General features: G+C 53.4%; 20 protein-coding genes, 1 tRNA gene and 1 rRNA gene. 14 read left to right on the plus strand and 8 right to left on the minus strand.

Features of this window, described 5'->3' with window-relative positions; genetic code table 11:
- Window positions 1-2: 2 nt before the first annotated feature.
- The 5 genes from ACESQ2_RS27235 to csrD form a co-directional block, all read right to left on the minus strand.
- A complete protein-coding gene (locus ACESQ2_RS27235; protein ID WP_014839653.1) occupies window positions 3-584 on the minus strand; it encodes a nucleoside triphosphate pyrophosphatase in 582 nt (193 codons plus the stop codon).
- Between the two features lie 7 nt (window positions 585-591).
- The gene (mreD, locus tag ACESQ2_RS27240) at window positions 592-1080 is read right to left on the minus strand and encodes a rod shape-determining protein MreD (RefSeq protein ID WP_004125830.1); all 489 of its coding nucleotides are present in this window, start codon (window positions 1078-1080) and stop codon (window positions 592-594) included.
- On the minus strand, window positions 1080-2066 hold the full coding sequence (mreC, locus tag ACESQ2_RS27245) for a rod shape-determining protein MreC (protein WP_004106252.1): 987 nt from the start codon (window positions 2064-2066) through the stop codon (window positions 1080-1082). Before mreC ends, mreD begins: the two co-directional genes overlap by 1 nt.
- Window positions 2067-2136: 70 nt before the next feature.
- Entirely contained in the window at window positions 2137-3180 is a 1044-nt protein-coding gene (gene mreB / locus ACESQ2_RS27250) for a rod shape-determining protein MreB (RefSeq protein WP_002918653.1), read from the minus strand.
- Between the two features lie 305 nt (window positions 3181-3485).
- Complete coding sequence (csrD, locus tag ACESQ2_RS27255) at window positions 3486-5426, minus strand: RNase E specificity factor CsrD (protein WP_025108487.1); 1941 nt, start codon at window positions 5424-5426, stop codon at window positions 3486-3488.
- A 219-nt stretch (window positions 5427-5645) separates the two neighbouring features.
- On the opposite strand from csrD, the gene ACESQ2_RS27260 reads away from it, so the two are divergent.
- The 11 genes from ACESQ2_RS27260 to fis all read left to right on the plus strand — a co-directional run bounded on the left by ACESQ2_RS27260 (window position 5646) and on the right by fis (window position 15704).
- Window positions 5646-6620: an MDR family oxidoreductase gene (locus tag ACESQ2_RS27260; protein WP_046878631.1), complete on the plus strand. Its 975-nt coding sequence runs from the start codon at window positions 5646-5648 to the stop codon at window positions 6618-6620.
- Window positions 6621-6697: 77 nt separating this feature from the next.
- Window positions 6698-7699, plus strand: a complete 1002-nt coding sequence (gene msrP / locus ACESQ2_RS27265) for a protein-methionine-sulfoxide reductase catalytic subunit MsrP (protein ID WP_014227018.1) — start codon at window positions 6698-6700, stop codon at window positions 7697-7699.
- The gene (gene msrQ / locus ACESQ2_RS27270) at window positions 7699-8298 is read left to right on the plus strand and encodes a protein-methionine-sulfoxide reductase heme-binding subunit MsrQ (RefSeq protein WP_373171568.1); all 600 of its coding nucleotides are present in this window, start codon (window positions 7699-7701) and stop codon (window positions 8296-8298) included. Before msrP ends, msrQ begins: the two co-directional genes overlap by 1 nt.
- Window positions 8299-8691: 393 nt before the next feature.
- Window positions 8692-9165 (plus strand): acetyl-CoA carboxylase biotin carboxyl carrier protein, encoded by a 474-nt coding sequence (gene accB / locus ACESQ2_RS27275; RefSeq protein ID WP_004125844.1) that lies wholly within the window; start codon window positions 8692-8694, stop codon window positions 9163-9165.
- 10 nt (window positions 9166-9175) lie between these two features.
- A complete protein-coding gene (gene accC, locus ACESQ2_RS27280; RefSeq protein WP_004125846.1) occupies window positions 9176-10525 on the plus strand; it encodes an acetyl-CoA carboxylase biotin carboxylase subunit in 1350 nt (449 codons plus the stop codon).
- A 110-nt stretch (window positions 10526-10635) separates the two neighbouring features.
- A complete protein-coding gene (locus ACESQ2_RS27285) occupies window positions 10636-10878 on the plus strand; it encodes a YhdT family protein (protein WP_004125848.1) in 243 nt (80 codons plus the stop codon).
- Window positions 10868-12319 (plus strand): sodium/pantothenate symporter, encoded by a 1452-nt coding sequence (gene panF, locus ACESQ2_RS27290; protein WP_032751512.1) that lies wholly within the window; start codon window positions 10868-10870, stop codon window positions 12317-12319. Before ACESQ2_RS27285 ends, panF begins: the two co-directional genes overlap by 11 nt.
- A gap of 11 nt (window positions 12320-12330) precedes the next feature.
- Complete coding sequence (gene prmA / locus ACESQ2_RS27295; RefSeq protein WP_046878630.1) at window positions 12331-13212, plus strand: 50S ribosomal protein L11 methyltransferase; 882 nt, start codon at window positions 12331-12333, stop codon at window positions 13210-13212.
- Window positions 13213-13348: 136 nt separating this feature from the next.
- Window positions 13349-14089, plus strand: a complete 741-nt coding sequence (locus tag ACESQ2_RS27300) for a carbonic anhydrase (RefSeq protein ID WP_004854712.1) — start codon at window positions 13349-13351, stop codon at window positions 14087-14089.
- 328 nt (window positions 14090-14417) lie between these two features.
- On the plus strand, window positions 14418-15383 hold the full coding sequence (dusB, locus tag ACESQ2_RS27305; RefSeq protein ID WP_014227023.1) for a tRNA dihydrouridine synthase DusB: 966 nt from the start codon (window positions 14418-14420) through the stop codon (window positions 15381-15383).
- 24 nt (window positions 15384-15407) lie between these two features.
- Window positions 15408-15704 (plus strand): DNA-binding transcriptional regulator Fis, encoded by a 297-nt coding sequence (fis, locus tag ACESQ2_RS27310; protein ID WP_000462905.1) that lies wholly within the window; start codon window positions 15408-15410, stop codon window positions 15702-15704.
- 73 nt (window positions 15705-15777) lie between these two features.
- On the opposite strand, the gene envR is transcribed toward fis, so the two are convergent.
- Window positions 15778-16419: an acrEF/envCD operon transcriptional regulator gene (gene envR, locus ACESQ2_RS27315; protein ID WP_004854718.1), complete on the minus strand. Its 642-nt coding sequence runs from the start codon at window positions 16417-16419 to the stop codon at window positions 15778-15780.
- A gap of 378 nt (window positions 16420-16797) precedes the next feature.
- On the opposite strand from envR, the gene ACESQ2_RS27320 reads away from it, so the two are divergent.
- The 3 genes from ACESQ2_RS27320 (at window position 16798) to ACESQ2_RS27330 (ending at window position 21551) form a co-directional block, all read left to right on the plus strand.
- Window positions 16798-17937 carry an efflux RND transporter periplasmic adaptor subunit gene (locus ACESQ2_RS27320; RefSeq protein ID WP_049102748.1) on the plus strand — a complete coding sequence of 380 codons (1140 nt, stop codon included), beginning with the start codon at window positions 16798-16800 and terminating at the stop codon, window positions 17935-17937.
- Between the two features lie 13 nt (window positions 17938-17950).
- The gene (locus ACESQ2_RS27325; RefSeq protein WP_014227025.1) at window positions 17951-21061 is read left to right on the plus strand and encodes an efflux RND transporter permease subunit; all 3111 of its coding nucleotides are present in this window, start codon (window positions 17951-17953) and stop codon (window positions 21059-21061) included.
- 268 nt (window positions 21062-21329) lie between these two features.
- On the plus strand, window positions 21330-21551 hold the full coding sequence (locus ACESQ2_RS27330; protein ID WP_025108494.1) for a hypothetical protein: 222 nt from the start codon (window positions 21330-21332) through the stop codon (window positions 21549-21551).
- A 236-nt stretch (window positions 21552-21787) separates the two neighbouring features.
- Here ACESQ2_RS27330 and rrf read toward each other — a convergent pair.
- A 5S ribosomal RNA gene (gene rrf, locus ACESQ2_RS27335) occupies window positions 21788-21903 on the minus strand.
- Between the two features lie 38 nt (window positions 21904-21941).
- Window positions 21942-22017: transfer RNA gene (locus tag ACESQ2_RS27340), tRNA-Thr, on the minus strand.
- Window positions 22018-22096 lie beyond the last annotated feature (79 nt).

Below are 22096 nucleotides of genomic sequence, written 5' to 3' on the forward strand. Positions count from 1 at the left end.
CTTTATCCCTTTTCTTCACGCAGTGAGTTAAAGTTACTCAGCAACTCATACGTTTCCACCAGCGGTAAGCCAACGACGGCGTGATAGCTGCCATTTATCTTCCTGACGAAACAGCCACCCAACCCCTGAATACCGTATGCACCTGCTTTATCTAAAGGTTCGCCGCTGGCGACATAATCGGCGATATCCTGCCCTGAGAGCACGCGGAAAGTGACCTCCGTGACCACCAGACAATCCAGCGTCTGCCGCTTATCAGCCAGCGCCACGGCGGTCATCACCTGATGAGTCTTTCCGGAAAGCATGCGTAGCATCTCGGCGGCGTGCCCGCCATCGCGCGGTTTTTCCAGCACTTCACCGTTAAGGATGACAATGGTATCCGCGCCTAAAACCGGGAGATCGCGCGGTGCCAGCGCGACGCCAGCCTGGGCCTTTTCGCGCGCCAGCCGGACCACATACTGCTGGGCGCTCTCCTGCGGGCGGCGCTGTTCCTCAATACCGGGAACCACGCGCTCAAAAGCGAGGCCAAGCTGTGTCAGCAGTTCCTGCCGACGCGGAGAACCTGAAGCAAGATACAGAGTCGTCATATCAACCTTATTGCACCGCAAACTGCTGGCGCACTTTACGCATCAGCAGAAAAATCCATGGCCAGAGCACACCGTTTACTACACTACTCCAGAACACTTCCGGACGGAAAGAGACGTTGATCACTAAAAACTCTGCCCAGAAAACAATGATATCCACGGAGAGGGATAACATGACCACCACCAGCGCCTGTTGCCAAAGCGCCAGGTTGCGGAACAGTTGATACTTCAGCGCAACCAGATAAGCCACAATACTTAATGATAGTGCGCGAACGCCAAGCGTCGACCCGCTGATGAGATCGAGGATCGCGCCCATCACAAAGCCTGTGCCAACGTTAACCCGGTGGGGTAGCGCGAGGATCCAGTACAACAGGATAAGCAATACCCAGTTTGGCCGGTAGACGCTAATGTCCGCCGGCCAGGGCATAATCTGCAGCAATAGTGCGATAAGAAACGAGAGCCAGATAACCCAGCGTCCCTGGCTACGGTAACTTGCCACTATTGCCCTCCTGCTGGCAGAGGCTGCTGTGGCATACCGGTTGCCGGCGCGGGCATCTGCGGCCCCATCGCATCCGGTGCAGGCAGAACCTGCGGCATCATCTGCATCAGGCGTTCATTCGCTACGCGATGAACCTCTTCCGGCGTCATCGGATTCGCGCCGTTGCGATCGGCTCCCCATAGCAGCAGCAGATAACGCAAGCGCTGCAGACCGGCAGTCGGACGCGCCTGAATCACCGTATACGCACGCTGCGTATCCAGCTTAACGGACGAAACCACCCCGACCGGATACCCTTCAGGGAAGCGGCCGCCGAGACCCGAAGTGACCAGCACGTCGCCGACGCGAATATCGGTATTGGCCGGCAGATGTTCCAGCTGTAAATCGTCAGTACAACCGTTGCCTGCGGCAATGACGCGAATATCGTTACGCAGTACCTGAATCGGTAACGCATGCGTGGCATCGCAAATCAGCAGCACGCGGCTGGTCAGCTTCGCGACCGCGACCACCTGACCTACAACGCCTTTATCGCTGATAACCGGCTGGCCTTCATAAACGCCGTTAACGCTGCCTTTATCGATAACCACCTGATCGCTATAAGGGTCGTTAACCGTTGAGATGACCTGGGTCACCATTTTTTGCTCGTCCTGGCGCAGCGGAGAGCCCAGCAGCTCGCGCAGACGCGCGTTCTCCTGTTTGTACTGACCCAGCATCAGTAAGTCGCTGTTCTTGAGCAGCAACTCCTGACGCAGCGCGCGATTTTCCAGTTCGAGCTGATCGCGGGTGGCCAGCGTTTGCGAAACGCTATCCAGCAGCTCCCGGGGACCATTAGAGACAAAGTAGAAAGGGCTGACGGCTGTATCCATGTACGTTCGAATTTGGCTGAACGTACCCAGGCGGCTGTCGGCGATTATCACGCCAAGCGCCACCAAAACCGCCAGAATAAGGCGAATCTGTAGCGACGGGCCACGGCTAAAAATTGGCTTCATAGGCTATGCGTATTCTCGTGTCAGTTAAGATCGGGGCAGCCGTAGGCCAGCTACCCGGATCTCAGGCTGACTACTCTTCGCTGAACAAGTCGCCGCCGTGCATATCGATCATTTCCAGTGCCTTACCGCCGCCACGAGCGACGCAGGTCAGTGGATCTTCTGCAACTACGACAGGGATTCCTGTCTCTTCCATTAACAGACGGTCAAGGTTGCGAAGCAGAGCACCGCCGCCGGTCAGAACCATCCCGCGTTCGGAGATATCGGAAGCCAGCTCCGGTGGGCACTGTTCCAGCGCGACCATCACCGCGCTGACGATACCGGTCAACGGTTCCTGCAGCGCTTCGAGGATTTCGTTGGAGTTCAGAGTAAAGCCGCGCGGAACGCCTTCAGCAAGGTTACGCCCGCGAACTTCGATTTCGCGGACTTCATCACCCGGATAAGCGGAGCCGATTTCGTGCTTAATGCGTTCTGCGGTCGCTTCGCCAATCAGGGAGCCATAGTTACGACGGACATAATTAATGACGGCTTCGTCAAAACGGTCGCCGCCGATACGGACAGAAGAGGAGTAAACCACGCCGTTAAGGGAGATGACCGCCACTTCAGTGGTACCGCCGCCGATGTCCACAACCATTGAACCGGTTGCTTCGGAGACCGGCAGGCCTGCGCCGATCGCAGCCGCCATCGGCTCTTCAATCAGGAAGACTTCACGGGCGCCAGCGCCCTGTGCGGACTCACGAATCGCGCGACGTTCAACCTGGGTCGCACCAACCGGCACGCAGACCAGCACGCGCGGGCTCGGACGCATAAAGCTATTGCTGTGCACCTGTTTAATAAAGTGCTGGAGCATTTTTTCGGTAACGAAGAAGTCGGCGATAACGCCGTCTTTCATTGGGCGAATAGCTGCAATGTTGCCCGGTGTACGCCCAAGCATCTGCTTCGCTTCATGACCCACAGCGGCGACGCTTTTCGGCGATCCGGCACGATCCTGACGAATGGCCACAACGGAAGGCTCATTCAATACGATGCCTTGTCCTTTTACATAAATCAGGGTATTCGCGGTACCCAGGTCAATGGACAGGTCATTGGAAAACATGCCACGAAATTTTTTTAACATACTAAGGGATAATCCTGAAAGCTGGGGCGGAAAACAAAATCCGCTTACTTTACCAACCACGCGCAGCAGCGACAAGGCGCAAAAATCATCTGCTGCGGTGAAAATTAGTGCAGTTCGTTACCTTTGTTACAAATTTGACTGAGTCCGTCCAACGCAGAAATCTTCAGCAGCGCTCCGCGCTTGAATCTGCAACCTGTCAAAGGTCATTCACTGGCATTTACATTGCGACAATCCGGCAGGTAGACAAGCACACCCCCATCACTATGGCGCGCATTATTCTACGTGAAATCACGCTAAACGGCAGATCAAACAGAGTATCTTTGCGAATATTTTTTCACATTTGTGTCAAGTGGCTGTGAGGCGGCAAAAAATTCCCCCTGACCACCGGTAACACCGCATTGAGACAGCACCTGCCACTCGCTTCGGCTGAGTACCCCGGTTGCGAAAACCTGAACCGGCATTCCTTTACAGGCTTCTACCAGGCTCTGCACCAGCAGCTGATTTTCACTGCGTTTTTCTATATTGCGCGATAACCCCGAATGCAGCTTAATCACTTCAACATCGAGCTGCTTGATCCAGCTGGTTCCAACCAGCGTCAAACCGGCCTGAACCACGGCAATTCGAATACCTAAAGCGTTAACCAACCGCATAACCGGCTGCAGGCGGCCGATATATTGACAAACATCCGCCTCTGCAAGTTCAAAAATAATACGTCGACGGTGCGATTTTTCGCATTGCATCAAAGTATCGCGCAGCCAGCGCTGGAATCGAGGGCGGATCAAGGACTCGACCGTCACCTGCAGCGCGAGGTTTTCTTCCGGCCAAAAGCCTAAAAACGGCAGCAATCGCGTAATTTGCAAACGGTCATACTCCTCCGCCAGGCCAAACTGCAGCACCATCGGCATATATTCGGCCGCAATCACCTCTTCCTTACCATCATAAAGACGGCACATTAGCTCACGATGATGTACGCGACCATCACGAGTCACGGCTGGTTTCTGGTAAAGTCGCGGGCCGCCGCGGCTAAGCATTTGCTCGATAAGCGTACGCCAGCGCACGTTGCCACGCCCTTTCTCCGGCAGAGAATCGTCATAAACGGCCCAGCTGTTGCTGCCCTGCAGCACCGCATTACGCGTGGCCGCTTCCGCATGCTCCATTACCTGGGCCGCCGTTTGTCCGCTGCGGAAAGCGCAGATCCCGATATGCATCATATCGTCACGATCGAGAATTCGCGTCGGCGGCAGGGCATCCATGGCTTTCAGGAGTAACCCGGCAATGCTGTCCGCCTCTTTCAACGTGCGATGCGGAAGCAGAACGGCAAAATCGCTGCGGTGGTAGCGAGCCAGCAGTGCGCCAGGGTAGCGCATAATAAAAGTGGAAAGCATATTGATCAGCGTAAAGTAGTGCTCTTCGGTCGCTGCGCGTCCCCAGTTATCGCGCAGCAGGTCGAAATCCGGCAGGCGGATCATCATTACGATGCCGTATGACCCCACTTTCTCCTGATCTTCAAGCAGCGTCGACAGCTGATTATCAAAAAATAATCGGTTACTCAGCCCGGTTTTTGAATCCTGCGCGACATAGGAACGGATCAGGGTATCCATGCGGCTTCGCTGATCGCTGGCGAACTGAAGTTCGGATAGCAGCATATCCAGCGCGCTACTGGTATTCGCTGGCCACTCGTGTACCGACCCTCGCACCTGCGGTCCGCGTTCGCCATTAAGAATACGCGCAGTGCGGAGTTCCAGTAGCTCCTGGCCCGCCAGCTGGCGACGGATCCAGCGCACGGAAAAAAAGATAATCAGCACCATAAAACCAATGGCGATGGAGAGCGGCGCGGTGATGTGCAGTGAACGGAAGTAATTGGCCATCGGATCCAGGTACACCAGATGGATTGCCATACCGGGCTGCTTAAGCGACGGTACCGTGATATCGCGAAACTGATTGCTGCTACCTAAAGGACGATAGTTATCGGTGCGAGAATGGCTATAGACCGATTTGCCATTAAGCTGAAAGTCAACGCGCGTCGCGTCGATCGGCGTCATCAGCTCATCCATCTGCGGTTCAATCTGGTCAAAAGACATAGAGACCAGACGGTTATCCAGCATGGTCGCCACCGCCTGAACGCGGTTGGTCATTTTTAGCTGAATGCCGTTATAAAAACTCAGCGAAGCGCCAATCAGCGTGACAAAGATCGTCAGGCTGGTGAGTAACGTGACAAACGCTGAGAATTTCGTCGTTAATCGCATCCCTGTGTTAACTCCGCGTGTGAATGACTACCCGATAAACATCCGGGCTCCTGTGCTGGCGCCTAAACTAAAGTAAGCACTAACTTTCTAAAGAGCGACGCATACTATCAAAGCTGGCGCATCTGGCAATTTATTGCGTTACATCGGTGTAATAATGCCGTTAGCGAGTATAGTCTGCAGAAAAAATTTTCCAATCATCCAACCTATGAGGACCGGCGCATGCAGGCTTTAATCTTAGAACAGCAGGATGGCAAAACTCTCTCTTCGGTGCAAACCATTGACGCCAGCCAGCTGCCGCAGGGGGATGTGACAGTGGATATCCACTGGTCCAGCCTCAACTATAAAGATGCGCTGGCCATCACCGGTAAAGGAAAAATTATCCGCAACTTTCCGATGATTCCTGGCATCGATTTTGCCGGTTTTGTCCACAGCAGCGAGGATCCGCGTTTCCACGCCGGCCAGCAAGTCCTGCTGACCGGATGGGGCGTGGGGGAAAACCACTGGGGCGGCCTGGCGGAGCGCGCTCGCGTTAAAGGCGACTGGCTGGTGGCGATGCCGCAAGGCCTGGATGGTCGTAAAGCCATGATCATTGGGACCGCCGGTTTCACCGCGATGCTGTGCGTGATGGCGCTGGAAGACGCCGGGGTTAGTCCGGAAGATGGCGAAGTCGTGGTCACCGGGGCCAGCGGCGGCGTCGGCAGCACCGCGGTCGCTTTGCTGCATCATCTCGGGTACAAGGTGGCGGCGGTTTCCGGGCGCGAAAGCACCCATGAATATCTTAAAAACCTCGGCGCGCAGCGCATTCTTAGCCGCGATGAGTTCGCCGAAACCCGCCCGCTGGAAAAACAGCTGTGGGCCGGTGCCGTTGATACCGTTGGCGATAAGGTGCTGGCAAAAGTGCTGGCGCAGATGAACTACGGCGGCTGCGTGGCGGCCTGCGGTCTGGCAGGCGGCTTTGCCCTGCCCACGACCGTGATGCCGTTTATTCTGCGTAACGTGCGCCTGCAGGGCGTTGATTCGGTAATGACGCCAGCCGCGCGCCGGGCCGAGGCCTGGCAGCGTCTGGTGCGCGATCTGCCGGAATCCTTCTATGCGCAAAGCGCGACGGAAATCTCCCTCGCCGAAGCCCCTGAATTTGCCGATAAGATCATGACCAATAAGATTCAGGGGCGCACGCTGGTTAAAATCGCCTAATCTGCAATTTTTCGTGACATATTCGCAATAACGCTCCGCCTCCGTCATGCTAAGAAAAACGCACGACGGAGGATGCCATGAAATCCAAAAAACTGACGGAAGCCGACGTAACGGCAGAATCCGTTTTTATGCTGCAGCGTCGCCAGATCCTGAAAATGTTGGGAATTAGCGCCACCGCCCTTTCCCTCTCACCCTCCGCGCAAGCTGACCTGCTGGATTGGTTTAAAGGCAACGACCGCCCGCCGGCGCCGGCAGGTAAAGCGCTGACGTTCGATAAACCGGCGCAATGGCAAAACACTCTCACGCTCACGCCGGAAGATAAGGTATCAGGCTACAACAACTTTTATGAGTTCGGCCTGGATAAAGCCGATCCGGCGGCCAATGCCGGAAGCCTGCGCACTGACCCCTGGACGCTGACGATTGGCGGCGAAGTGGCAAAACCCCTTACGCTCGATCATGACGACCTGACCAGCCGATTTCCGCTGGAAGAGCGAATTTACCGGATGCGCTGCGTCGAAGCCTGGTCGATGGTGATTCCCTGGGTCGGCTTCCCGCTGCATAAATTGTTATCGCTGGTCGAGCCCACCAGCAATGCGCGCTACGTCGCGTTTAAAACGCTTTATGCGCCTGAGCAGATGCCGGGCCAAAAAGACCGTTTTATCGGCGGCGGGCTGGCGTATCCCTATGTCGAAGGGCTGCGGCTCGACGAAGCCATGCATCCTCTGACGCTGCTCAGCGTAGGCGTGTATGGCAAAGCGCTGCCTCCGCAAAACGGTGCGCCGGTCCGACTCACCGTGCCCTGGAAGTACGGTTTCAAAGGGATTAAGTCTATCGTCAGTATCGAACTGACGCGTGAACGTCCCCCCACGACCTGGAACCTCGCCGGACCTGAGGAGTATGGCTTCTACGCCAACGTCAATCCGCATGTCGATCACCCCCGCTGGTCGCAGGCAACTGAGCGCTTTATCGGCGCAGGCGGCGTACTCGACGTCAAACGCCAGCCAACACTGCTCTTTAACGGCTATGCTGACGAAGTAGCATCGCTCTACCGGGGCCTGAATTTGCGGGAGAATTACTAGTGCGCCTGACTGTAAAGCAGATTACCTGGCTGAAAGTGCTTCTCCATCTGGCCGGATTTTTGCCTTTTGTCTGGCTCTTCTGGGCCGGACATCAGGGGTATTTCAGCGCCGACCCGGCAAAGGATATCCAGCACTTCACCGGTAGGATGGCTCTTAAATTCCTGCTGGCTACCTTGCTTGTTTCGCCGCTGGCGCGCTACGCTATACAGCCGTTATTGATACGCACCCGGCGCTTACTTGGTTTATGGTGCTTTGCCTGGGCTACGCTGCATTTGACCAGCTATACGCTGCTCGAACTTGGGATTAACAATCTGGCGCTATTGGGTACAGAAGTCCTCACCCGCCCTTATCTGACGCTGGGGTTAATCAGCTGGCTGATTCTGCTGGCGCTGGCGGCGACGTCAACGCAAGCGATGCAGCGAAGATTGGGTCGTCGCTGGCAAACATTGCATAACTTCGTCTATGTTGTCGCGATCCTCGCCCCCATTCACTACCTGTGGTCGGTGAAGATTTTATCCCCCCAACCGCTAATTTATGCGCTGCTGGCGATCCTGCTTTTAGCATGGCGATACAAGAAGTTCCGCCAGTGGTGGCGCTAATTCCGGATATGTGCAGTTTCCCGCAGTTCTTTTATCAACCGCCACTCTTTACACGATAGCGGTTGATAATCTTCCCTGATAAGACCAGTATTTAGCTGCCAAATGCTACGAAATCGTTATAATGTGCGACTTTGGTTTTCCTGACGGGCTTTTTGAGTCCCGAAAAGGTGACAATCGCGCATCGAAGGTATATTTTGTTTTTTACCCGAGAATGGCAGAAGATAGCCGCATATTGGCCGATAAGTTTCGCTTTTTGCTTTCGAGCATCGGAGGCTTAACCTGTCGGCTTCTGAAGAAGCGCGGCGTCTTGCAACAGCAGTAATTCATAAGCTTTACAGACGGTGCTAACACGCCTGTCACAATCACACTAAACAAAGAGTACGGAACCCACTCATGGATATTCGTAAGATTAAAAAACTGATCGAGCTGGTTGAAGAATCAGGCATCTCCGAACTGGAAATTTCTGAAGGCGAAGAGTCTGTACGCATCAGCCGTGCCGCGCCAAACGCAGGTTTCCCGGTGATGCAACAGGCTTACGCCGCACCGATGATGCAGCAACAGCCAGCGCTGTCTAACGCAGTCGCCTCTGCGGCAACGCCAGCAATGGAAGCCCCTGCGGCAGCGGAAATCAGTGGCCACATCGTACGTTCCCCAATGGTTGGTACTTTCTACCGCACCCCGAGCCCGGACGCGAAAGCCTTCATCGAAATCGGTCAGAAAGTTAACGCGGGCGATACCCTGTGCATCGTTGAAGCCATGAAAATGATGAACCAGATCGAAGCCGATAAATCCGGCGTGGTGAAAGCCATTCTGGTCGAAAGTGGTCAACCGGTAGAATTTGACGAGCCACTGGTCGTCATCGAATAACGAGGCGAACATGCTGGATAAAATTGTTATCGCCAACCGCGGCGAGATTGCATTGCGTATCCTGCGTGCCTGTAAAGAACTGGGCATCAAGACCGTTGCTGTGCACTCAACGGCGGATCGCGATTTAAAACACGTATTGTTAGCGGATGAGACGGTCTGTATCGGCCCAGCTCCGTCCGTAAAAAGCTACCTCAATATCCCGGCGATTATCAGCGCTGCTGAAATCACCGGCGCGGTGGCTATTCACCCGGGTTACGGATTTTTGTCCGAAAACGCAAACTTCGCTGAGCAGGTTGAGCGTTCCGGCTTTATCTTTATCGGCCCGAAAGCTGACACAATCCGCCTGATGGGCGACAAAGTGTCTGCGATCACCGCGATGAAGAAAGCGGGTGTTCCGACCGTACCGGGCTCTGATGGGCCGCTGGGCGAAGATATGGACGTTAACCGCGCCCATGCAAAACGCATTGGCTACCCGGTGATTATCAAAGCCTCCGGCGGCGGCGGCGGTCGCGGTATGCGCGTTGTGCGCAGCGATGCTGAGCTGGCGCAATCCATCTCCATGACCAAAGCGGAAGCCAAAGCCGCGTTTAACAACGACATGGTGTATATGGAGAAATACCTGGAGAATCCTCGTCACATCGAGATCCAGGTACTGGCTGACGGTCAGGGTAACGCTATCTATCTGGCTGAGCGCGACTGCTCCATGCAGCGTCGTCACCAGAAAGTGGTCGAAGAGGCGCCAGCGCCGGGCATTACGCCGGAACTGCGTCGCTATATCGGCGAGCGTTGCTCCAAAGCGTGCGTCGATATCGGCTATCGCGGCGCGGGTACTTTTGAGTTCCTGTTCGAAAACGGCGAGTTCTATTTCATCGAAATGAACACCCGTATTCAGGTTGAACACCCGGTAACCGAAATGATCACCGGCGTCGACCTGATTAAAGAGCAGCTGCGCATCGCAGCCGGCCAGCCGCTGTCCATCAAGCAGGAAGAAGTTGTGGTTAAAGGCCATGCGGTGGAATGCCGTATCAACGCCGAAGACCCGAACACTTTCCTGCCGAGCCCGGGTAAAATTACCCGCTTCCACGCGCCGGGCGGTTTTGGCGTGCGCTGGGAGTCTCATATCTACGCGGGCTACACCGTGCCTCCGTACTATGACTCAATGATCGGTAAGCTGATCTGCTATGGCGAAAACCGTGATGTCGCGATTGCCCGCATGAAAAATGCGCTGCAGGAGCTGATTATCGATGGCATCAAAACCAACGTTGATCTGCAGATTCGCATCATGAACGACGAGCATTTCCAGAATGGTGGCACCAATATCCACTATCTGGAGAAAAAACTCGGATTGCAGGAGAAGTAATTCTGCCATCGCTGCAAAAGGCCGGATAATCCGGCCTTTTTTCTTTTTCTCTCCTCTCCTCTTTTCCATGCGGTACAATCCCCGCTTTCTTTATCCTCAAGGGACAAAAAATGGACAAACGCTTTGTTCAGGCCCATAAAGAGGCGCGCTGGGCGCTGTGGCTAACCCTTCTCTATCTTGCGGCTTGGCTGGCTGCCGCCTATCTGCCGGGCGTCGGTATTGGCCTAACCGGCCTGCCGCACTGGTTCGAAATGGCCTGCCTGCTGGTACCGCTGGTGTTTATTCTGCTGTGCTGGGCGATGGTAAAAGTTATCTATCGCGATATTCCTCTGGAGGATGACGATGCAGCTTGAAGTCATACTGCCGCTTATCGCCTACCTGCTGGTGGTGTTTGCTCTCTCCATCTATGCAATGCGTAAGCGCGCAACGGGTTCCTTCCTGAACGAATATTTTCTCGGCAGCCGCTCGATGGGCGGCATTGTATTAGCCATGACGCTTACCGCTACCTATATCAGCGCCAGTTCGTTTATAGGCGGCCCCGGCGCGGCCTATAAATATGGCCTCGGCTGGGTGCTTCTGGCGATGATCCAACTTCCGGCGATCTGGCTTTCTTTGGGGATTTTGGGTAAGAAATTCGCCATTCTGGCGCGCCGCTATAATGCCGTAACCCTGAACGATATGCTCTTTGCCCGCTACCAAAGCCGTCTGCTGGTCTGGCTCGCGAGCCTGAGCCTTCTGGTGGCGTTTGTCGGGGCAATGACGGTGCAGTTCATCGGCGGGGCGCGGTTGCTGGAAACCGCAGCGGGTATTCCCTACGAAACCGGTCTGCTGATTTTTGGCGTGAGTATCGCGCTCTATACCGCGTTCGGCGGTTTTCGTGCCAGCGTCCTCAACGACACGCTCCAGGGAATGGTGATGCTGGTCGGCACTATCGTCCTGCTGGTTGGCGTCGTTCATGCGGCGGGCGGGCTACATAATGCGGTAGAAACCCTGCAAACCATCGATCCTAAGCTGGTTTCCCCGCAGGGGGCTGATGACATTCTTTCCCCCACCTTTATGACCTCCTTCTGGGTGCTGGTCTGCTTCGGGGTGATTGGCCTCCCGCACACCGCCGTTCGCTGCATCTCCTATAAAGACAGCAAAGCAGTGCACCGGGGAATTATCATTGGCACCATCGTGGTGGCGATCCTGATGTTTGGGATGCATCTTGCGGGTGCGTTAGGCCGGGCGGTGATCCCGGATCTGACGGTGCCGGATCTGGTCATCCCGACGCTCATGGTGAAAGTCTTGCCGCCCTTTGCCGCCGGGATCTTCCTCGCCGCGCCGATGGCCGCCATTATGTCGACGATCAACGCCCAGCTGCTGCAAAGTTCCGCTACGATCATTAAAGATCTGTATCTGAATCTGCGCCCCGAGCAGATAACAAATGAAGCCCGGTTGAAGCGGATGTCGGCAACGATCACCTTGCTGCTGGGCGCTTTACTGCTGCTGGCAGCCTGGCGTCCGCCTGAGATGATTATCTGGCTCAACCTGCTGGCGTTCGGCGGCCTGGAGGCCGTGTTCTTATGGCCGCTGGTGCTGGGCCTGTACTGGGAACGCGCGAACGCGAAAGGGGCGTTGAGCGCGATGATCGTCGGCGGCGTACTCTATGCCATACTCGCCACTTTTAATCTGCAGTACCTGGGCTTCCATCCGATAGTGCCCGCGTTGCTGTTAAGCTTATTGGCTTTCCTGGTCGGAAACCGGTTCGGTACCTCCGCCCCGCAAGCCGCCGTATTGACTACTGATAAATAAAGAGTTTTGCCATGCCATGGATCCAACTGAAACTGAACACTACCGGCGCGAACGCGGAAGAGCTGAGCGATGCGTTAATGGAAGCGGGTTCCGTTTCCATTACTTTCCAGGATACGCACGACACGCCGGTATTCGAACCTCTGCCGGGCGAAACCCGTCTGTGGGGCGATACTGACGTTATCGGCCTGTTTGACGCCGAGACCGATATGAAAGAAGTGATTGCGATGCTGGAGCAGAATCCGCTGCTGGGCGCCGGTTTCGTGCATAAAATCGAACAACTGGAAGACAAGGACTGGGAGCGCGAATGGATGGATAACTTCCACCCTATGTGCTTCGGTAAACGCCTGTGGATCTGCCCGAGCTGGCGCGATGTGCCGGATGAAAACGCCGTTAACGTGATGCTCGACCCGGGCCTGGCGTTTGGTACCGGTACACATCCCACCACGGCAATGTGCCTGCAGTGGCTGGATGGCCTCGATCTCGCGGGCAAAACGATTATCGATTTTGGCTGCGGCTCAGGCATTCTGGCCATTGCGGCATTAAAGCTGGGCGCCGCGAAAGCTATCGGTATTGATATCGACCCGCAGGCCATTCAGGCCAGCCGCGATAATGCCGAGCGTAACGGGGTTTCTGAACGCCTGGAACTCTATCTGCCTAAAGATCAGCCAGAGGCGATGAAAGCCGATGTGGTGGTCGCAAACATTCTGGCAGGCCCATTACGCGAACTGGCTCCGCTTATCAGCGTGCTGCCGGTTACAGGCGGTCTGCTGGGGCTTTCCGGCATCCTTGCCAGCCAGGCGGAAAGCGTTTGTGAAGCGTACGCCGATCTCTTTAGCCTCGATCCCGTCGTGGAGAAAGAGGAGTGGTGCCGGATCACCGGTTATAAAAAATAATCTCCCTGTGGCCTCATCGCAGGCCACCGCTTTTCGCGTTTTCTGTACAAAATCATTCGCTCAATGAGAATAAGATGATGCGGTAACGTATTGTAGTTACCAATAAAATCATAAATTTATTCATTGGACGAATGATATGAAAACAACTTTAGGCAAGGCGGCATTACTGGCGTTAAGCATGATGCCCGTTACGGTTTTCGCTTCCCACTGGAGCTATGAAGGCGAAGGTTCGCCGGAACACTGGGGGGCGCTCAATGAGGAGTACAAAACCTGTCAAAATGGCATGAATCAATCCCCTATCAACATCGATACCACGTTTAAGACACACCTTTCACCGCTGGATACGCACTACATCGATGGCCCCATTACGCTCATCAACAATGGTCACACTATCCAGGCGGGGTTAAAGACCACAACAGCGGATACCGTTACGATTGACGGTACGCCATTTACCCTTCAGCAGTTCCATTTTCATGCCCCGAGCGAAAACACCGTTCACGGTAAGCACTATGCGATGGAGATGCATCTGGTACATAAAAGCGCTCAAGGCGCCGTTGCCGTCGTGGCGGTGATGTTCGACCAGGGCGCGGAAAATAGCGAACTGAACAAACTGTGGGCCACCATGCCCGAGAAAGCCGATCAGACGGCTAAAATCGTCACCCAAATGGATCTCAACGCCCTTCTTCCCGCAGACAAGACATACTGGCGTTTCAGCGGCTCCCTGACCACGCCGCCTTGCTCCGAGGGGGTAACCTGGATTGTGCTTAAACATCCCCTGACACTTTCATCAGCGCAGCTGGCAAAATTTAGCCACGCTATGCATCACGATAACAATCGTCCGATACAGCCGCTGAATGGTCGCGTGGTCATAGAATAAACATCAGCTGTGCTTCACGATCATGTTCTGAAATGAGAGCCAACTCACATAAAGCCAAGGTAATTTGCTGATTTCTTCAGCAGATTATCTTGCCCGTTCCCTGTGTCGGGAAGAAAAAATGAGAAGTTAGACAAAATTATATGTGTAGATAAATTCATCACATGTTTTTAATGCAATGATTTATATAGCTAATTATTCATGCACACTGACCTGCAAGGCGATTCTTTGATCCACCGCAGAGGATTGCTCAAAGTTTGGCCTTTCATCTCGTGCAAAAAATGCGTAATATACGCCGCCTTGCAGTCACAGTATGGTCATTTCTTAACTCATGCGCATCGGACACTACCAGCTCAGGAATCGACTCATCGCAGCGCCTATGGCTGGCATTACTGACAGACCATTCCGCACGTTGTGCTACGAGATGGGAGCAGGATTGACCGTATCCGAGATGATGTCCTCCAACCCGCAGGTTTGGGAGAGCGACAAGTCACGCTTACGGATGGTGCACGTTGATGAGCCCGGTATTCGTACCGTGCAAATCGCCGGTAGCGTACCGGAAGAGATGGCTGCAGCCGCCCGTATTAACGTGGAAAGCGGCGCCCAAATTATTGATATCAATATGGGGTGCCCGGCTAAAAAAGTGAATCGTAAGCTTGCAGGTTCAGCCCTCTTGCAGTACCCCGAGCAGGTGAAGTCTATCCTGACGGCGGTCGTCAAAGCAGTGGACGTTCCCGTAACTCTCAAGATTCGCACCGGTTGGGAACCGGAACACCGTAACTGTGTAGAAATTGCCCAACTGGCTGAAGAATGTGGCATTCAGGCTCTGACTATTCACGGACGCACGCGCGCCTGTTTGTTTAACGGAGATGCTGAGTACGACAGTATTCGGGCAGTTAAGCAGAAAGTTTCCATTCCGGTTATCGCGAATGGTGACATTACTGACCCGCTTAAAGCCAGAGCTGTGCTCGACTATACGGGGGCAGATGCCCTTATGATAGGCCGTGCAGCTCAGGGAAGACCCTGGATCTTTCGGGAAATCCAGCACTATCTGGACACTGGAGAGCTGCTGCCGCCGCTGCCGTTGGCAGAGGTTAAGCGCTTGCTTTGTGCACACGTTCGGGAACTGCATGGCTTTTATGGCCAGGCAAAAGGGTACCGAATCGCACGCAAACACGTATCCTGGTATCTGCAGGAACACGCTCCAGATGACCAGTTTCGGCGCACATTCAACGCCATAGAAGATTCCAGCGAACAGCTGGAGGCGTTGGAGGCATACTTCGAAAATTTTGCGTAATAGAAATAAAGAGCTGACAGAACTATGTTCGAACAACGCGTAAATTCTGACGTACTGACCGTTTCTACCGTTAACTCTCAGGATCAGGTAACTCAAAAGCCCCTGCGTGACTCGGTTAAACAGGCACTGAAGAACTATTTTGCTCAACTGAACGGTCAGGATGTTAATGACCTGTATGAGCTGGTACTGGCTGAAGTAGAACAGCCCCTGTTGGACATGGTGATGCAATACACCCGCGGTAACCAGACCCGTGCTGCCCTGATGATGGGCATCAACCGTGGTACTCTGCGTAAAAAATTGAAAAAATACGGCATGAACTGATACTAATCAGTTAAGTGTTTGATATAAAAGGCGCTCTTCGGCATGGGGAAGCGCCTTTTTTATTGCATGAATTTTAATGGCTGGCTATCGTCTGCCGCCCGTTAGCCCCGCAAAGGATCGACATAATATTATCAACCAGGGCGGGTGCCTGGCGATACAGATCGAATTGCCCGGGCTCTACCAGCCAGTTTTTAATAATACCGGTAAATGCGCTGTGTAATACAATTAATGAAATTTCAACATTGGTTTCCGCTGGCAATAATCCGTTACGAATACAGAGCTGCAAAATGCTGCGAATAATCGGATAGCTAAAACCAATTCTCTTGCGAATCTCAGCTTCCGGCATCATGTCGCTGGAAAACTCACACTTCTGATACAGAATTTGCATTAAGGCACGTTGACGGGGATTATTGGCGATATATTGTAAGCCAATAATAAATTTCTCTCGTAGCGTGCTAAGCGGATCCTGATCGTCTTTAAGGTTAAATTCATGCTGAAGCAGGTCGCGTAGCGGCAGCTGCTGTTGCCACATTTCATTAAATAGCTCAGCTTTGCTTGCAAAGTGCCAGTACACAGCTCCGCGCGTCACGCCAGCAGCATCAGCGATATCGGCTAAGGTCGTGCTGGTCACGCCACGTAAGGCAAACTGCTGAATGGCAGACTCAATCAGAAGCTGCCGCGTCTTTAACGCATCTTCTTTCGTTCTTCTGGGCATACGGTGCTCCACTCAACGCCAGATTGAGAGTGTGGGGAAATCGCTGGATACCTATAAACCTAACATCTGACAATCAATATTGTTTAGCAAAAATACAGATGAGTTAAATCTCAAACGCTCTCCAATAAATACACCACAAGAATAATCAAGATAAATGCATTCATATATTAAATATCAATGTAAGCAAATTTTAATTTAAGATCATTCTAAAAACATTATTCCTGATATTTTGTTTTTACGTGCCTTGCTGATGGCTAAAAAATAACTATGTCTTACATCCATCGTTTTTTATTTGTAGGATAACAAACCGCATTTTAATTCATTATTTCTTGCACAGATTCGTGGCCATGCCTGGCTCATAATCTATAAGGAACAGCAATGACACCTCATGTCAGGGTTACACTTTTATCCAGCCTTATCATCCCGGCCATCCTGCTCAGCGGTTGCGATAATTCAGGCGATCGGCAACCGCATGCGCAGATACCTCAGGTCTCCGTTTATGTCGTACACAGCGCGCCGCTGTCCGTCACCACGGAGCTACCTGGCCGCACATCTGCCTACCGCGTCGCGGAAGTCCGCCCGCAGGTCAGCGGGATTATCCTGCACCGTAACTTTGTCGAAGGTAGCGATGTCACCGCTGGACAGTCTCTTTATCAAATCGATCCGGCGACCTATCAGGCGGCTTACAACAGCACAAAAGGTGATGAAGCGAAAGCAGAAGCCGCGGCGGCTATCGCCCACTTAACGGTAAAACGCTACGCGCCTCTTCTCGGCACAAAATATATCAGCCAGCAAGAATACGATCAGGCGGTGGCGACCGCGCGCCAGGCCGATGCCGATGTTATTGCCGCAAAGGCAGCCGTGGAAAGCGCGCGTATTAACCTGGCGTACACAAAAGTGACGTCGCCAATCAGCGGCCGCATCGGCAAATCCAGCGTGACCGAAGGTGCCCTGGTGACAAATGGTCAGGCTGACGCGATGGCGACGGTACAGCAGCTCGATCCCATTTATGTGGATGTCACTGAATCCAGTAATGATTTCATGCGCCTGAAACAGGAAAGCCTGCAGCACGGCAGTGACACCAAAAGCGTGCAGTTGATTATGGAAAACGGAAAACCTTATGCGCTTCAGGGCACGCTGCAGTTCTCTGACGTCACGGTAGATGAGAGCACCGGCTCTATTACGCTTCGCGCCATCTTCCCCAACCCACAGCACGCTCTGCTGCCAGGGATGTTTGTTCGCGCCCGTATTGATGAGGGCGTTTCACCGGATGCCATTCTCGTTCCTCAGCAGGGAGTCACCCGAACGCCGCGCGGCGATGCCAGCGTGATGCTCGTTAATGATAAAAACCAGGTGGAAACACGAGCCGTCACAGCCTCACAGGCGATTGGCGATAAGTGGTTAATCACGAGCGGTCTGAAAGCCGGTGAAAAGGTTATCGTCAGCGGTCTGCAGAAAGTACGTCCCGGCGTCACCGTGAAGGCCGAAGAGGATACCGCGACGTCCGTCGCGCAATAAGGTACGAATCCCTATGTCTAAGTTTTTTATCCATCGACCGGTCTTCGCCTGGGTGCTGGCGATCATCATGATGATTGCCGGTGGCCTCGCAATTATGCAGCTACCGATTGCACAATACCCGACTATCGCGCCGCCAGCGGTGGCCATCTCCGCAACCTATCCAGGTGCGGACGCACAAACCGTTCAGGATACGGTGACTCAGGTTATCGAACAGAACATGAACGGTATCGATAATCTGATGTACATGTCCTCAACCAGCGATTCCGCAGGCGGCGTTACCATCACCCTGACCTTTAAATCAGGTACGGATCCGGATATTGCGCAAGTTCAGGTGCAGAATAAACTGCAGCTGGCGACGCCGCTTCTTCCTCAGGAAGTACAGCAGCAGGGGATTAGCGTAGAGAAATCAAGCAGTAGTTTCCTGATGGTTGCCGGATTCATCTCCGATAACACGAGCACCACTCAGGATGATATATCCGACTACGTTGCATCGAACGTCAAAGATACCATCAGCCGCCTTAACGGCGTCGGCGATGTACAGCTCTTCGGCGCGCAGTATGCCATGCGCGTCTGGCTGGACGGTAATCTCCTGAATAAGTACAACCTCACGCCTGTCGACGTCATTAACCAACTGCAGGTACAGAACGATCAGATTGCAGCAGGCCAGCTTGGCGGTACGCCGGCCCTTAAAGGCCAGCAGCTAAATGCATCCATTATTGCTCAGACGCGACTGAAGGATCCGGCAGAGTTTGGCAAAGTGACTTTGCGCGTGAACGCGGATGGCTCAGTGGTGCACCTGAAAGATGTGGCACGTATTGAGCTGGGAGGTGAAAACTACAACGTTGTCGCAAAAATCAATGGAAAACCGGCTTCAGGACTGGGAATTAAGCTCGCTACCGGCGCCAATGCCCTCGATACCGCCGCAGCGATTAAAGCGAAGCTTGCCGAACTGCAGCCGTACTTCCCGCAGGGGATGAAGGTCGTCTATCCCTACGACACTACGCCGTTTGTGAAAATCTCTATTCATGAGGTTGTGAAGACGCTGTTTGAAGCGATTATCCTCGTCTTTCTGGTGATGTATCTGTTCTTACAGAATATCCGGGCCACGCTGATCCCCACCATTGCGGTTCCGGTCGTCCTGCTCGGGACCTTTGCCGTACTGGCAATGTTCGGTTACTCCATCAATACGCTAACGATGTTTGGTATGGTGCTGGCAATAGGCCTTCTGGTCGACGATGCTATCGTGGTGGTGGAAAACGTCGAACGCGTCATGGTAGAAGAGAAGCTTCCCCCCAAAGAAGCGACGGAAAAATCAATGTCGCAAATTCAGGGGGCGCTGGTCGGCATTGCCATGGTGCTATCGGCAGTGTTTGTCCCGATGGCCTTCTTTGGCGGCTCTACGGGGGCGATCTATCGGCAATTTTCTATCACCATCGTCTCCGCCATGGCGCTGTCCGTCCTGGTCGCGCTGATCCTGACCCCCGCGCTTTGTGCCACATTACTGAAACCCGCATCAGCCGATCATCATGAGAAAAAAGGATTTTTTGGCTGGTTTAACGCGAAATTCGATCGTAGCGTGAACCACTACACTAACAGCGTTAGCGGGATCCTGCGCTGTACCGGACGCTACCTGATCATCTATCTGCTGATCGTTGTGGGTATGGCCGTCCTGTTTATGCGCCTGCCCACCTCCTTCTTGCCGGATGAGGATCAGGGGGTATTTATGACCATGATCCAGCTTCCTTCAGGCGCAACGCAGGAACGCACGCAAAAGGTTCTTGATACGGTTACCGATTACTATCTGCATAAAGAGAAGGCGAATGTTGAAAGCGTCTTTACCGTTAACGGCTTTAGCTTTAGCGGTCAGGGTCAAAACTCCGGTATGGCGTTTGTCAGCCTGAAGCCATGGGAAGAACGCAGTGGCGCAGAGAATGGCGTTGAGGCAATCATCAAACGTGCGACCGTTGCCTTCAGTCAGATTAAAGATGCTATGGTCTTTCCTTTCAATCTGCCGGCAATTATCGAACTGGGTACGGCGACCGGTTTTGACTTTGAGCTTATCGATCAGGGTAACCTTGGCCATAGCGCGTTAACCCTGGCCCGTAATCAACTTCTGGGTATGGTGAGAGAGCATCCCGACCAGCTGGTACGCGTTCGCCCCAACGGGCTCGAAGACACGCCGCAATTTAAGCTGGATGTTGATCAGGAGAAAGCTCAGGCTCTGGGGATTTCGCTATCCGATATCAATGAAACCATTTCCGCGGCGCTAGGGGGTTACTACGTCAACGACTTTATTGACCATGGACGAGTGAAAAAAGTCTACGTTCAGGCCGATGCAAAATTCCGTATGCTGCCGAGCGATATCAATAATATGTACGTCCGCAGCGCGAATGGCGAAATGGTTCCGTTCTCCGCCTTTGTCACCTCACGCTGGGTTTATGGTTCACCGCGCCTGGAGCGCTATAATGGCTTACCCTCTATGGAAGTTTTGGGTGAAGCTGCTCCGGGGAAAAGTACCGGCGATGCGATGATTTTAATGGAGCAGTTAGCCAGCAAGCTTCCTGCCGGTATTGGTTACGACTGGACGGGAATGTCCTATCAAGAACGTTTATCCGGTAACCAGGCGCCCGCGCTCTACGCCATTTCGCTTATTGTTGTCTTTCTGTGTCTTGCGGCGCTTTATGAAAGTTGGTCTATTCCCTTCTCCGTCATGCTCGTCGTTCCATTAGGGGTAGTTGGTGCATTACTGGCGGCGTCGTTACGCGGGCTTAATAATGACGTTTATTTCCAGGTGGGCTTATTAACAACTATCGGCCTCTCTGCGAAAAACGCGATTCTTATCGTGGAGTTTGCGAAAGACCTGATGGATAAAGAAGGCAAAGGAATTATCGAAGCCACACTTGAAGCATCGCGTATGCGTTTACGCCCTATCCTGATGACTTCGCTGGCCTTTATCCTCGGGGTTCTGCCTCTGGTTATTAGCCATGGAGCCGGCAGCGGCGCCCAAAACGCGGTCGGTACCGGCGTTATGGGCGGAATGCTGACGGCAACATTACTGGCGATCTTCTTTGTTCCTGTCTTCTTCGTCGTGGTAAGACGCCGCTTTACGAAACACGCAGAGTAAATATGTTTTTCTAAAGGCACCTTTCAGGTGCCTTTTTTTCGTCTGCGTTTCGATAACTATCCTGATGATATTAAATATATTTATTGCCGCGGTACCCAATACACATTATTTCCCCATAGTTCTCTGGTTTTCTTCATGATATTTACGTTACTCATAAATTGAGATTATTTACTCTAGCGGCACCCCATATTGCTGATGATAAAATAAACCGTTCCGCGCAGGTACGGGTTCTCCAATACAGCGAAGCGGATTATTTAGAGGTAATATCATGACTAAAGTTATTCTAGTGGCATTGCTGGCAACGCTACTCGCCGGCTGTGCACATGACTCTCCGTGTGTACCGGTCTATGATTCTGAAGGCAGATTAGTGCACACCAATACCTGTATGAAAGGAACGACCCAGGATAACTGGGAAACCGCCGGCGCGATTGCCGGGGGCGCAGCTGCCGTTGCTGGCCTGACGCTCGGCATCGTGGCGTTGACTCGTTAATTCCTTTCTTTTCTCTGCCATGACAGGTGCCGGAGCGAGCTCCGGCACCGCTTTTCCCGAAGGTAAGCTCCACAATGCTTAAACTGCAATACCGGCAGCTGAAGCTCGGGAAACGATCCTTTAGATAAGATCAAATGGGCAAATTGTCATTGCCAGGTCTGGTATAAATGGATATTTTCGCAGCAGCACAAACGCAAAAAGCCCATCCTGACGGATGGGCTTTTCACTTATTTGATGCCTGGCAATGCCCTACTCTCACATGGGGAGACCCCACACTACCATCGGCGCTACGGCGTTTCACTTCTGAGTTCGGCATGGGGTCAGGTGGGACCACCGCGCTATCGTTGCCAGGCAAATTCTTTTCAAATCGCCGAACTTTAACCTAAAAACTGGTGCTGATACCCAGAGTCGAACTGGGGACCTCACCCTTACCAAGGGTGCGCTCTACCAACTGAGCCATATCAGCACACTTAATTTGATGCCTGGCAGTTCCCTACTCTCACATGGGGAGACCCCACACTACCATCGGCGCTACGGCGTTTCAC

It is taken from the genome of Klebsiella sp. Q11 (assembly GCF_964241505.1).
Classification (GTDB): domain Bacteria; phylum Pseudomonadota; class Gammaproteobacteria; order Enterobacterales; family Enterobacteriaceae; genus Klebsiella; species Klebsiella michiganensis.